The organism is Bradyrhizobium sp. Ce-3 (genome assembly GCF_022835695.1).
In the GTDB taxonomy this organism is placed as follows: Bacteria; Pseudomonadota; Alphaproteobacteria; order Rhizobiales; family Xanthobacteraceae; genus Bradyrhizobium.
In genome coordinates, this window is record NZ_BQUV01000003.1 from 446,561 (window position 1) to 458,841 (window position 12,281).

Below are 12,281 nucleotides of genomic sequence, written 5' to 3' on the forward strand. Positions count from 1 at the left end.
GCTATTCCCCCTCGTCCGGCTCGTTGTCGCCGCCGCTCGCAGCGCCGCGGCTGGCCATCAGGCCGAGCGCGAGGCCGCCGACCACGAGGATCGGGACCAGCCGCTTCACGCCGACGGCGCGGACGATCTGCAGGCCGGTGGCGATCAGGGCCGGATCGGCGAACATGGATGCCGCGGCGGATTTCGCGGCCTTCGCCGCCTTCTCGGCACGCCGCTGCATCTCGCGCTTGCGTGCCGTGTAAACGCCGACGGCGATCAGCGTGACGACAAGAAACACCGCGGCGCCGGACAGGCAGGCTTCCACCGGACCATAATGCTGCAGCACGTAGACGAACGCGGCCGCGCACAGGAAGGCGATGGTGATGAACAGCGCGATCGCGGCGGCAGCGGCCAGCGACGTCAGCCGCAGCGCGCTGCCGGTGGATTGCTTGACGTCATTGATCAGCCGCTGAAGCATTGCCAAACCTTGTCCTGAGTCTTGTCTTTAAAGGCCGTCTTGCCTTGAAAAGCGCATCGACAAACGAGCTGGTGACGCGCCAGCGCTGCCATCGCGCCCAGAACAGTGGTTTGCGCACGACCGTCATCGCGGGCCTCCTCCGCGGGGGTGGACGGCGCCTAGCGCCGCCAGGTGACGCCGATCAAAAAGCCGAGGCCGAGCGCGAGGCCGACGGTCGCCAGCGGACGCTGCGTGATCACCTCTTCAAGCGATTCCTCGATCGAGGACGCCGCGCCCTGCGCCGCGCCCATCATCGCGCTGCCGCGCTCCGACATGTCGTCGAGGGTCGATTCCGCGTTGGCGCGCGCATCCTTGTAGTGGCGGCGCGCCTGCTTGCCCGCGTTGTTGGCAAACGCGTTGAGCGCGTCGGTGATCTGTTCGGTGAGGGCTGCGATATCGTTCTTCACGGCGGTGACATCCTTTTCGAGGCGTTCGTAGGTCGCTTTGTCCGTCATGTTCTTGATCCCAAATGCGCTGTCCGTGTTCGACATCGAAAGCTCCCGGAGCACGTGCGTGTCTGGAGAAAAACGCTTCTCGTCACCCAAGGTTCCAGGTGCGAAACCGCGACGCTGTTGTTCGACGTGTCTTCTTCACGCAAACCGGTGCCCGCCTCGCTTGAAAACGCTTTGCTATCCTTCGGGCAGCTGCGGCGAATTGACCGGCATCAAATGCTCCTTCACGATCAACGCCACGATCAGGAGCGGCGACGACAGGAAGGCGCCCATCGGGCCCCACAGCCAGGTCCAGAATGCGAGCGCGAGGAAGACGGCGAGCGCATTCAGCGACAGCCGGCGGCCGACGATCGTCGGCGTCACGAAATGCCCTTCCATGAAGGTCACGACGGCAAAGCAGGCCGCCGCGATCAGCCCCGCGCCGATGGTCGGCGAGGAGATGATGCCGACCACGACCAGCACCACGAACATCGCGACCGGGCCGATGATCGGAATGAAGTTCAGCGTTGCGGCGAGCGCGCCGAGCCCCGCCGGATTGGGCATGCCCGTCGCCGCGCAGATCGCACCGGTAACGATGCCGACTCCGACATTGATCATCGTCACCGTCAGCAGATAATTGCCGAGATGGGTCTCGATCTCATTGAGGATGCGCAGGGTGCGCAGCCGCGCCGGGCGTTCGCTGAAGGTCATCACCAGCGCGCGGCGCAGATCCTTCCAGCTCGCGATGAACAGGATCAGCGTCGCGATGAACAGCAGGAATTCGGCGAAGGTCGGCGACAGGAATTCCAGCGTCGGCTGCACCCACTCGAATTTCGGCATCTGGAAGCTGGCCAGCGTGTCGGAGCCGCCGACCATGCTCTGCAATTCCTGCCACAGCGCGAGCGGCCGGTCGAACACGTGCAGCTTCTGCCGCAGGATCGCGCCGAGCTCGGGCAGCCGCGAGCTCCATTCCATCACCGGCGAGGCGATCAGTCCGACCATGAAGCTGACGGCGGCGCCGACCGTGCTCACGATCAGCACGGCGCCGAGCGCGCGCGGAATCCGGTAGCGCTCGAGCAGGCTTGCCGCCGGCGACAGCATGGTGCCGACGATGAAGGCCATCGTGATCGGGAGGAAGAAGGCCCGCGCCACATAGAGCACCGCGACGATGACGATGACCAGCAGCGTGACCAGCGCAAAGGCCGTGACCTCGGCGCGGCTGATGAGCGGCGGCGTTTCGGCTTTGCTGTCGGGGAAGGGTGTGCTTTCGGGCGCGTTGCCAAGCATGATTTCACTCGGAAAGGCGCGCACCGGTTTCCTCCCGCGCGAGGACAAATGAATTTCGGATCAAATTGCGCGTGACAACGGCGATGCCCTGGCAAAGGTTCCATCGCGCCTTCGTGAGACCTGGCGGATTGACAATCGCGATTTCGCGACGATTCGGACCGGAACCTAGTCGCGATCATGCGCGTTGGCTTGGCATCGCATCACCACGATGCGCATCCCGTCCAGGGGCAGCACATGACACAGCAGTCTCTCTCCAGCCGCGGGCTTGCGTCGCGCGCCGCGCACACCCATGCCCGCACTCACATTCGCACTCTTGCCTTCGCCAGCGTCCTGCTGGTGACGCCGTTCGTCGTCGCCACTTCGGCCAACGCGCAGGTCCGCTCATCCGCGCTCGGCTATGCGTCGACGCAGCCTGGCGGATTCCCGTCCGACGAGGTGATGACCGATCCCTCGACCGGGGCCACCGAGGACGGTGCGTTGCCGGAACGGCTGCGCCGCACCACCGTTGCGCTCAACACGTCGGAGGCATCCGGTACCATCATCATCGATACCGGCAATACCGCGCTTTACTATGTGCTCGGCGGTGGCCGGGCGATCCGCTACGGCGTCGGCGTCGGCCGCGAGGGCTTTACCTGGGCCGGCACCCAGACCATCAGCAACAAGGCGGAATGGCCGGACTGGCATCCGCCGGCCGAGATGATCAAGCGCCAGCCCTATCTGCCGCGCTTCATGGCCGGCGGCCCGGGCAACCCGCTCGGCGCCCGCGCGATGTATCTCGGCTCCAGCGAGTACCGCATCCACGGCACCAACGATCCGTCGACGATCGGCAAGTTCGTCTCGTCGGGCTGCATCCGCCTGACCAATGAGGACGTCACCGACCTGTTCAGCCGGGTCAATGTCGGCACCAAGGTCGTGGTGCTGCCGAAGAACGGGCCGCATATCGCCGCCCGCGAGCTCGTTCCGACCGCGACGCAGATCTCGGTCCGCCCGGCGCCGATGCAGCCGCGCCCCGCTGCCATGACGCAGCCGTCCGGCCGTCAGGCGATGAACATTCCGGCGACTGCCTCGTTGTACTGAGAACGGGCATTGGACTGAGGCTCAGTAATGGCAAGGCGACACGTCAGGCGGTGGGCGTTCGGGACGGCGGCATTGCTCGGCCTGTCCCTTGCGCCCGCGGCGCAAGCCCAGGACTTCTTCTCGCAGCTGTTCGGCGGCTTCATGCAGGGCCGTCCGCCGGTGATCCGGATGCCGTTCGACGACGGCCCGGCGCCGGTGCCCCGAGCCGAGCGGCGCGCCCGTTATGATGTCGGTCAGGCCTACTGTGTACGCAGCTGCGACGGCCGCTATTTCCCGCTGGCGGCGACCGGCAACCTGAGCAAGGCGGAAACCTGCAACAGCTTCTGCCCGGCGAGCGCGACCGAGGTGGTCTATGGCGGCAACATCGACAACGCCGCGACCGACGACGGCACGCCGTATTCCGAACTGCCGAACGCGTTCCGCTATCGCGACGCGATCGTCTCGGGCTGCACCTGCAACGGCAAGGATCCGGTCGGGCTCGCCGCGGTGAAGATCGAGGACGATCCGACCCTGCGCAAGGGCGACATCGTCGCCGGCAAGGATGGACTAATGTCGGTCAGCCGTCCGGACCGGCGCGGCGCATCGCTCAACTTCACGCCGGCGCCTGAACGGATCCGCGCCAAATACGGCCAGCCGCCGGTGGTGGCGCGCGAGTAGCGTCGCTGATGCGAGATGCGCCAGTTTTGGTTCCTGACCTGGAACCGAGCTTTCTCCTGCACGTTAGCAAAACGCGAACCGCACATTCACCGATGCCATCAGGGGGCCCCGCATGCTCGTCGGCGTACTCGTCACTTTCCTTGTCATCATTCTCGTTCTGTATCTCATCAACATGCTGCCGCTCGACGGCCGCGCCAAGCAGATCGCGCGCGTCGTCGTCATCATCATCGGCATCGTCTCGCTGCTGAAGTATCTGGCAGTGTTCTAGCTTCGTCATTGCGATCATCTCCTCGCCCACCGCTGTCATCGCCCGGCCTGTGCGCAATTGCGCACATGGACCGGGCGATCCAGTACGCCGCGGCCTCTCGGCTCAAGCACTGCGGCCTCTGGAATACTGGATCACCCGCCTGCCGGGTGATGACACTGAGCAGGGTGAGCAATCATCCGTCATGCTGAGAAGCGTGCGCATCGGCGGGTGTCTCGAAGGATGGCCACGAGGCCGCACAATTTCGGAATAGTAGAATAGTACCGTTGGCGCCAAGTTGCCGTGCCCGCCGGCTACTGTGCATGGGGTTGTTTTCGATATTTTGGCAGTGCGCCCCTGCGACGGCAGGCTCGCGGGCGCCAACAAAAAAGCCCCGGCTCATCGCCGGGGCTTTTGCTGTGATCGCGGTTGAGAAGATCAGCCGGCCGCCTTGGCCTCGCGGCGGCGCGCGGTGAGGATGTATTCGGTGTAGCCGTTCGGCTGCGTACGTCCCTCGAACACGAGGTCGCAGGCAGCCTTGAAGGCGACGCCGTCGAACGACGGTGCCATCGGCTTGTAGAGCGTATCGCCGGCGTTCTGCTTGTCGACGACGACGGCCATGCGCTTCAGCGACTCCATCACCTGATCCCTGCTGATGACGCCCTGATGCAGCCAGTTCGCCAGATGCTGGCTCGAGATGCGCAAGGTGGCGCGGTCTTCCATCAGGCCGACATCGTGGATGTCGGGCACCTTGGAGCAGCCGACGCCCTGGTCGATCCAGCGCACGACGTAACCGAGGATGCCCTGGCAGTTGTTGTCGATCTCCTGCTTGACGTCGTCAGGCGCCCAGTTCGACTGCGACACCGGAATGGTAAGGATGTCCGAGAGCTTGGCCCGCGGCCCGCCCTTGGCGAGCTCCTGCTGGCGGGCTGTGACGTTGACCTGGTGATAATGCAGCGCGTGCAGCGTCGCCGCGGTCGGCGAGGGCACCCAGGCGGTGGTAGCACCCGCCTGCGGATGGCCGATCTTCTGCGCCAGCATATCCGCCATCTTGTCGGGCGCGGCCCACATGCCCTTGCCGATCTGGGCATGGCCGGGGAGACCGTCGATCAGGCCGTTGTCGACGTTCCAGTCCTCATAGGCCTTGATCCAGGGCTGCGCCTTCATGTCGTTCTTGCGGATCATCGGACCCGCTTCCATCGACGTATGGATCTCGTCGCCGGTGCGGTCGAGGAAGCCGGTGTTGATGAACATGATGCGCTTGGAGGCGCGCTGGATGCAGGCCTTGAGGTTCACTGTCGTGCGGCGCTCCTCGTCCATGATGCCGACCTTCAGCGTGTTCTCCGGCAGAGAGAGCATCTTCTCGACCTCGGCGAACAGGTCGCAGGTCAGCGTCACCTCGTCGGGGCCGTGCATCTTCGGCTTGACGATATAGGCCGAGCCGGTGCGGCTGTTCTTGGTCTTGGAATTGCCCTTGAGGTCGTGGATCGCGAGCAGGCCGGCCACGGCGGCATCGAGAATGCCTTCCGGGATCTCCTCGCCCTTGGCGTCGAGCACGGCGTCGGTGAACATGTGGTGGCCGACATTGCGCATCAGCAGCAGGCTGCGGCCGTGCAGCTTCAGCTCGCTGCCGTCGGGCTTCTTGTAGACGCGGTCGGCGTTGAGCGAGCGGGTCAGCGTCTTGCCGCCCTTGTCGAAATCGGCTGACAGCGTGCCGTTCATCAGGCCGAGCGTGTTGCGATAGACCAGCACCTTGTCCTCGGCGTCGACGGCGGCAACCGAGTCTTCCATGTCGAGAATGGTGGAGACCGCCGATTCCAGGATCATGTCGGCGACGCCGGCCGGGTCGTCCTTGCCGATGACGTTGCTGCGGTCGATCTTGACCTCGACATGCATGCCGTTGTTGACCAGCAGGATCGCGGTGGGTGAGGCGGCATCGCCCTGATAGCCGGCGAACTGGGCGGCGTTCTTCAGCGCGGTCGAATTGCCGCTCTTCAGCTTGACCGAGAGCTGGCCGGCGATCACGGCGTAGGAGGTCACGTCGGTGTGGCTTCCGGTCGCGAGCGGCACGGCGGCGTCGAGGAACGCCTTGGCCTTCGCGATCACCTTGTCGCCGCGGGCCTTGTTGTAGCCCTTTCCGCTCTCGCTCGGATCATGCGGGATCGCGTCGGTGCCGTAGAACGCGTCGTACAGCGAACCCCAGCGCGCATTGGCGGCGTTCAGCGCGTAGCGGGCGTTGGTCAGCGGCACCACCAGCTGCGGGCCGCAGATCTTGCCGATCTCCTCGTCGACATTCGCGGTCTCGACCTTGTGGGTCGCGGGCTCCGGCAGCAGGTAGCCGATCTCCTTGAGGAACGCGGTGTAGGCGTTGATGTCGAACGCCTTGCCCTTGTTGGCGCGATGCCAGTCGTCGATCTTGGCCTGCAAGGTGTCGCGGACCGCGAGCAGCTCGCGGTTCTTCGGGCCGAGCTTCTGGAGGATCGCGGCCAGTCCTGCCCAGAACGCGTCGGGCGCGATCCCACTTTTCGGCGTCGCCTCCTTGGCGATGAAATCGAACAGGACAGGGGCGATCTTCAATCCATGGGCATCGACACGAGTCATGATGGGCTTTCTGAAAGAAATGGGCGTTTAGGCGCTGTTTTCGAAAGAAATCAGCAAAAAACGCGCCAAAGGGCCGCGTTCACGGCTCTTTTAGCCTTAAAGCCACGGCTCTGAGAAGGCCCCTCAGGGCGCCCCGGTCCGGACCTTGGCGGCGATCAGCAATGCGGCGAGCACCAGGGGAATTGCGCCCGCCACGAACACGGCCGGCGCGCCCATCAGATCGAGCACCAGCCCGCCGCCGGCCGCGCCCATGGTGATGCCGAGGAAGATCGAGGCCACGGTCAGTCCGGTGCCGCTCTCGGTCTCGTCGGGCACCATGCGGGTGATCCAGGTCGTGGTCGCGACCGGCACGCCGCTAAAGGCAAATCCCCAGAGTGCGACCAGCACCAGGGCCGGAATGACGTCCTTGCCAAAGAGCGAGAGCAACAGACCGATCACGCTGATCGCCAGCGGCATCGCGATCAGCGTGAGCTTGAGTTTGCGCTCGGCCATCAGCCCGCTGGCGAAGGAGCCGATATAGTTGGCGACGCCGAAGGCGAGCAAGGTCGCAGCCACGCCGGCAGCGTCGAGCCCGGTCACGCTCTCAAGGAAGGGACGGATGTAGCCGAAATAGCCGAAATGTCCGGTGAAGACCAAGGTCGCCGCGAAGATGCCGGCGCCGATCCCCGGCCGTGTCAGGATGTCGATCAGCGTGTCGAGCCCGGCCTCTCCCTTCGGGGCCAGGCGGGGCAGCGCGAGTGCCTGGACGACGAACACCGCTGCGCCCAATGCGGTGGCGAGCAGGAACACGACGCGCCAGCTCGCGACCTCGCCGAGATAGCTGCCGAGCGGAACGGCAATGATCATCGCGGCCGGAATGCCGCTCATCACGATCGAGAGGGCGCGAGCAACCAGTGACGGCGGCACCAGCCTGATCGTGGTCGCGGCCGCCATCGCCCAGAAGCCGCCGATGGCGAGGCCGAGCAAGATCCGCGCCGCCAGCAGGAAGGTGATGTTCGGTGCCAGCGCCACCAGCAGGTTGGAGATCACCAGCAGAATCGAAAAACTCAGCAGCACCGGCTTGCGATTGAAGCTGCGCGTCAGCCTCGGCGTGAACAACGCGCCGACCAGCCCGGCCAGCGAGGTCGCGGTCACCGCCTGACCGGCGAGGCCCGGGCTGACACCGAGGTCCCGCGCCATCGGCGTCAACAGGCCGGACGGCAGGAACTCCGCCGTCAGCAGTGCGGTCACGCCCAGCATCATGGCAACGACGGCGCCCCAGGCCGGCCTGTCATCAACCCCGAGCGCGATTTCGCCCGGCATCAGCGCGCCGGCATCGGCGTGCGCTAAAGCGGGGTTCACTTCTTGATCCATCGGCCGAAACGTCCATCTATGTTGCACTGCCGCAGACATAGGTTGGAAGTTCTGGACAATCTATGCCACAAACACCCGAATGTTTGATCGTTCGTCCAGATCGTCCGCCGCCGATACACCCGACGCCGCCGTCGATCTGGTGAGCGAATTGCTGCTCGGCATGCGGCTCGAGGGCGTTCGCTACCGTCGGGTCGCGACGCGGGCGCCGTTCGGGTTTCGCTTCGAAACGCCGTACGGACGCGCGCAATTCCACTTCGTTGCCCATGGCACGGCACTGCTGCGCCACGCCGGTGCGACGCTGCTTCCGCTTGGATGCGGTGATGCGATTTTCCTGCCGCGTGGCGGCGCGCATGATCTCGTCTCGGCCGCGGACGAGCCGAGTTGCGACGTCGATCGTTTCGAGACCGAGACGCTGTGCGGCAATGTCGATGTGACGTCGGCCTGCCCGGAAGGATGCCCGCAGGACGATCAGGTCGTGGTCTTCAGCGCCTGCATGGATTTCGATCTCGGCGGCATGCGCCCGCTGATCGCGCTGATGCCGGAGGTGATGCGGGTCGACACCTTGCTGGCGCGCCAGCCGGAGATCGAACCGATGCTGAAGGCGATGGAGCGGGAGACCTGCACGCCGCGGGCCGGCTCCGTCGGCGTGATGGCGCGGCTCGCCGACGTGCTCGCCGCGTCGATCGTGCGCGGCTGGGTCGAATGCGGCGGCGACAATGCCATGGGCTGGTTCGAGGCCTTGCGTGATCCGCGTCTCGGCCGCGCGATCGGCGCGCTGCATCGCGCGCCCGGCCGCAGCTGGACCGTCGCCGAACTGGCGGCGGAGGCGGGTTGCTCGCGCTCGCTGTTCGCCGAGCGCTTCCAGGCCATGACCGGGCTATCACCCGCGCGCTATCTGGCCGAACTGCGCATGCGTCTTGCGACACAGTGGATCGAGCATGAACGCCAACCGATCGATGCGATCGCCGAGCGGCTGGGCTATGCGTCGCAGGCGGCGTTCAGCCGCGCGTTCAAACGTATCACCGGGCAATCGCCGGGGATGGTGCGGCACGCGGCCGGAAGCCGTCGCGCGGCGGAATAGGCAATCCACACCGCCGTCATGCCCCGCTTCAAGCGGGGCATCCAGTACGCCGCGGCCTCTCGGCTCAAGCATTGACGTCTCTGGAATACTGGGTCGTCCGGTCGAGCCGGACGACGACAGTTGAGCAAGATCAGATATTCGCCGCGAGGTCGGTCAATTCGTCGAACAGGATGCCGGTGGTGGCCAGCATCCGCTCGATTTCGTCGGTGGCGTCGCTGACCGAGCGGTTCGAGGTGTCGATGGTGAGTTCATTGCCGGTCGGCGGCTGATAATCGTTGCCGATGCCGGTGAAGCCCTGCAGCGCGCCGGATCGCGCCTTGGCGTAGTGGCCCTTGGGATCGCGGGTCTCGCAGACCTCGGCAGGCGTCGCGACATAGATTTCGCGGAACGCGCTGTCGGCGATCCGGCGCGCAGCCGCGCGGTCGGCGGTCGACGGCGACACCGCGGCGACGATCGCGATATGGCCGTTGCGCGCCAGATGGGTCGCGACCTCGGCGAGGCGGCGGATGTTCTCGGTGCGATCCTGCGGCGAGAAGCCGAGATCGCTGTTCAGCCCGGCGCGGAAGGTGTCGCCGTCGAGCAGGATCGGCGAGCCGCCATTGCTGAACAGCCGCCGCTCCAGCGCGCGCGCCAAGGTCGACTTGCCCGAGCCGGGCAGGCCGGTCAGCCAGATCACCGCGCCATTGTGATGGTAGCGCGCCGAGCGCTCGTCGGGCCGCAGCGCGGATTCCACCGGCACGATATCGACCGGCACGGCGGGGCGGCCGGCGTCGACCGACAGCACGAGGCCGCCGCCGGCGATGCGGCCGTTGACCTCGATCACCAGGCGGCCGGTGCGCGGATTGTCGGTGTAGGGATCGGTCGCAACCGGCTGCGCCAGCGAGATGTCGATCTCGCCGACATGGTTGCGCGCGATCGCGCTGTTCTCTTCGTTGGACAGCGCACCGGGATCGACCGCCTTTTCGATCGCAACCACGGTGGCGCGGCTTTCCTTGGTGCCGAGCCGGATCAGGATCTGCTCGCCCTTGGTCAGCGGCTTGTCGTGCAGCCAGAAGATCCGGGCGCGGATGCGGCGGGTGTCGCGCGGGCTCTGCCCGCTATGTCCGATGATGTCGCCGCGCTCGAGGAACAGTTCGCGGTCGAGCGTGATGCCGACCGAGCGCCCGGCGCCGTGCGGACCGTGCAGCGGCGTCACCGGCCAGCTCTCGACGGTCTTGATCCTCGCGATCTTGCCGGTCGGCATGATGACGATCTCGTCGCCGGCCTTCAGGCTGCCGGACTCGATACGGCCGGCCACGATGCGGCGGTCGTCGAACTTGTAGATCGCCTGCACCGGCAGTCGCAGCGGCAGCTCGACCAGCGGACGCGCCGGCTCCAGCGCATCGAGCGCCTCGACCACGGTCGCCCCCTTGTACCAGTCGATCCGCGCCGTGCGCTCGGCGACGCCATCGCCGTCGCGCGCCGAGATCGGGATCACCGCCGTCGGCCGCACGCCGAGGCCGATCAGATGCGCGGAAATCTCGTCGCTGATCTCCTTGAAGCGATCGGCGCTGAACTCGACGCGGTCCATCTTGTTGACCACGATCGCGACCTGCTTCACGCCGAGCAGATGCAGCAGATAACCATGACGGCGGGTCTGGTCGCGCACGCCCTCCAGCGCGTCGATGATCAAGACCGCGCCGTCGGCCTGCGAGGCGCCGGTGATCATGTTGCGCAAAAACTCGGCGTGGCCGGGCGCGTCGATCAGCACGACGTCGCGCGAGCGGGTGCGGAAGCGGATCTGGGTGGTGTCGATGGTGATGCCCTGGTCGCGCTCGGTCTGCAGCGCGTCGAGCAGGAACGACCATTCGAACGGCATGCCGCGCCGCGCGCTGACCGCCTTCAGCATTTCGAGCTTGCCGTCCGGCAGGCTGCCGGTCTCATGCAGCAGGCGTCCGACCAGCGTCGACTTGCCGTGATCGACGTGGCCGACGATGACGATGCGCACCTGCGGCCGCGTCGTGCCGTTAGGCGTTGCCGAGATCGAGGCGGTGGGAAGGATCATGTTCATCGGAACGCTCGCACGAAGTGGGAAGCCAACAGTTGCTGTGAGTGTTGATCAGAGATAGCCGGCGACACGCAGCCGCTCGAACGCATCCTCGGTCTCGTGGTCGAGCGCGCGGCCGGCGCGCTCCGGGATCTTGGTGCCGTCGAGCTCGGCGAGGATCTCGTCGATGTTGGAAGCCGTGGAGGCGACCGGATTGGTGATGTCCTGATCCCCCAGCGAGCGGTAGCGCTTGCCGTCCTTGGCGAGATAGAGCGGGATGATCGGGATGTTCTCGCGCTTGGTGTAGGCCCAGATGTCGGCCTCGGTCCAATGCAGGATCGGATGAATACGCAGATGCGCGCCTTGCGGCGGCGAGGCGTTGAACTGGTCCCAGAACTCCGGCGGCTGGTCGCGGACGTCCCATCCGCCTTCGGTGCCGCGCGGCGAGAACACGCGCTCCTTGGCGCGGGTCGCCTCTTCGTCGCGACGGATGCCGGCGATCAAACCGTCAAAGCCGTATTTGTTGAGTGCGAGTTTCAGCCCCTCGGTCTTGCGCGCGGCGGAACGCGCGGCCGGCGGCAGCGTGGGATCGACGCTGTCGATCGGCGGGCAGGGTTCGATGCGCAGATCGAGATCCCATTCCTTGCCGAAGCGGTCGCGGAACGCATACATCTCCGGAAATTTCTTGCCGGTGTCGACATGCATCGCCGGGAACGGGACGCGGCCGAAGAACGCCTTGCGCGCGAGCCAGATCATCACGTTGGAGTCTTTGCCGAGCGACCATAGCAGCGCCAGCTTCTTCAGCCGGGCGAACGCCTCGCGCAGGATGTAAATGCTCTGCGCCTCGAGTTCGTCGAGGTGATCCATGCTCGGGGCGGCCCGATTGGCTGAAACTTCCGGCACGGAAGATGCACTGCTAAGGGCTGCGGACCGCGTCCTGGCGGCGACGGATTCGTTGTCGAGAAGATGCATCTCTTGGCCTTGGCCTGTGGAGTTGAAAATTCTAAAGTTGCGCTGCAATAGAGAAG

Annotated in this window: 11 protein-coding genes; 4 read left to right on the forward strand and 7 right to left on the reverse strand. The window is 65.8% G+C overall.

Annotation, left to right across the window (positions count from 1 at the left end):
* Position 1 precedes the first annotated feature (1 nt).
* The 3 genes from BRSPCE3_RS13195 to BRSPCE3_RS13205 form a co-directional block, all read right to left on the reverse strand.
* Positions 2-457, reverse strand: a complete 456-nt coding sequence (locus BRSPCE3_RS13195; protein ID WP_244066249.1) for a hypothetical protein — start codon at positions 455-457, stop codon at positions 2-4.
* A 158-nt stretch (positions 458-615) separates the two neighbouring features.
* Positions 616-987: a YqjD family protein gene (locus BRSPCE3_RS13200; protein WP_244066250.1), complete on the reverse strand. Its 372-nt coding sequence runs from the start codon at positions 985-987 to the stop codon at positions 616-618.
* A 138-nt stretch (positions 988-1,125) separates the two neighbouring features.
* Entirely contained in the window at positions 1,126-2,238 is a 1,113-nt protein-coding gene (locus tag BRSPCE3_RS13205) for an AI-2E family transporter (RefSeq protein ID WP_244066251.1), read from the reverse strand.
* Positions 2,239-2,448: 210 nt separating this feature from the next.
* Here BRSPCE3_RS13205 and BRSPCE3_RS13210 point away from each other — a divergent pair, with 210 nt between their 5' ends.
* From BRSPCE3_RS13210 to BRSPCE3_RS13220, 3 genes are all read left to right on the forward strand, one after another.
* Positions 2,449-3,291 carry a L,D-transpeptidase gene (locus tag BRSPCE3_RS13210; RefSeq protein ID WP_244066252.1) on the forward strand — a complete coding sequence of 281 codons (843 nt, stop codon included), beginning with the start codon at positions 2,449-2,451 and terminating at the stop codon, positions 3,289-3,291.
* Between the two features lie 27 nt (positions 3,292-3,318).
* The gene (locus BRSPCE3_RS13215; protein ID WP_244066253.1) at positions 3,319-3,948 is read left to right on the forward strand and encodes a DUF2865 domain-containing protein; all 630 of its coding nucleotides are present in this window, start codon (positions 3,319-3,321) and stop codon (positions 3,946-3,948) included.
* A 112-nt stretch (positions 3,949-4,060) separates the two neighbouring features.
* Positions 4,061-4,216: a Thivi_2564 family membrane protein gene (locus BRSPCE3_RS13220; RefSeq protein WP_021076357.1), complete on the forward strand. Its 156-nt coding sequence runs from the start codon at positions 4,061-4,063 to the stop codon at positions 4,214-4,216.
* Positions 4,217-4,630: 414 nt separating this feature from the next.
* On the opposite strand, the gene BRSPCE3_RS13225 is transcribed toward BRSPCE3_RS13220, so the two are convergent.
* The gene (locus BRSPCE3_RS13225; protein ID WP_244066254.1) at positions 4,631-6,793 is read right to left on the reverse strand and encodes a malate synthase G; all 2,163 of its coding nucleotides are present in this window, start codon (positions 6,791-6,793) and stop codon (positions 4,631-4,633) included.
* Between the two features lie 123 nt (positions 6,794-6,916).
* Complete coding sequence (locus BRSPCE3_RS13230; RefSeq protein WP_244066255.1) at positions 6,917-8,134, reverse strand: MFS transporter; 1,218 nt, start codon at positions 8,132-8,134, stop codon at positions 6,917-6,919.
* 91 nt (positions 8,135-8,225) lie between these two features.
* On the opposite strand from BRSPCE3_RS13230, the gene BRSPCE3_RS13235 reads away from it, so the two are divergent.
* Positions 8,226-9,227: an AraC family transcriptional regulator gene (locus tag BRSPCE3_RS13235; protein WP_244066256.1), complete on the forward strand. Its 1,002-nt coding sequence runs from the start codon at positions 8,226-8,228 to the stop codon at positions 9,225-9,227.
* A gap of 130 nt (positions 9,228-9,357) precedes the next feature.
* Here the strand turns inward: BRSPCE3_RS13235 and cysC are convergent, their stop codons facing one another.
* Positions 9,358-11,277, reverse strand: a complete 1,920-nt coding sequence (gene cysC, locus BRSPCE3_RS13240; RefSeq protein ID WP_244066257.1) for an adenylyl-sulfate kinase — start codon at positions 11,275-11,277, stop codon at positions 9,358-9,360.
* 48 nt (positions 11,278-11,325) lie between these two features.
* Positions 11,326-12,120 (reverse strand): sulfate adenylyltransferase subunit CysD, encoded by a 795-nt coding sequence (cysD, locus tag BRSPCE3_RS13245; protein WP_244066258.1) that lies wholly within the window; start codon positions 12,118-12,120, stop codon positions 11,326-11,328.
* Between the last annotated feature and the right edge of the window lie 161 nt (positions 12,121-12,281).

Excerpts from the sequence above, each read along its gene's own strand:
- BRSPCE3_RS13195 (WP_244066249.1), bottom strand. The coding sequence starts at position 457 with ATGCTTCAGCGGCTGATCAATGACGTCAAGCAATCCACCGGCAGCGCG.
- BRSPCE3_RS13200 (WP_244066250.1), bottom strand. The coding sequence starts at position 987 with ATGTCGAACACGGACAGCGCATTTGGGATCAAGAACATGACGGACAAA.
- BRSPCE3_RS13210 (WP_244066252.1), top strand. The coding sequence starts at position 2,449 with ATGACACAGCAGTCTCTCTCCAGCCGCGGGCTTGCGTCGCGCGCCGCG.
- BRSPCE3_RS13215 (WP_244066253.1), top strand. The coding sequence starts at position 3,319 with ATGGCAAGGCGACACGTCAGGCGGTGGGCGTTCGGGACGGCGGCATTG.
- BRSPCE3_RS13220 (WP_021076357.1), top strand. The coding sequence starts at position 4,061 with ATGCTCGTCGGCGTACTCGTCACTTTCCTTGTCATCATTCTCGTTCTG.
- BRSPCE3_RS13225 (WP_244066254.1), bottom strand. The coding sequence starts at position 6,793 with ATGACTCGTGTCGATGCCCATGGATTGAAGATCGCCCCTGTCCTGTTC.
- BRSPCE3_RS13235 (WP_244066256.1), top strand. The coding sequence starts at position 8,226 with ATGTTTGATCGTTCGTCCAGATCGTCCGCCGCCGATACACCCGACGCC.
- cysC (WP_244066257.1), bottom strand. The coding sequence starts at position 11,277 with ATGAACATGATCCTTCCCACCGCCTCGATCTCGGCAACGCCTAACGGC.
- cysD (WP_244066258.1), bottom strand. The coding sequence starts at position 12,120 with ATGGATCACCTCGACGAACTCGAGGCGCAGAGCATTTACATCCTGCGC.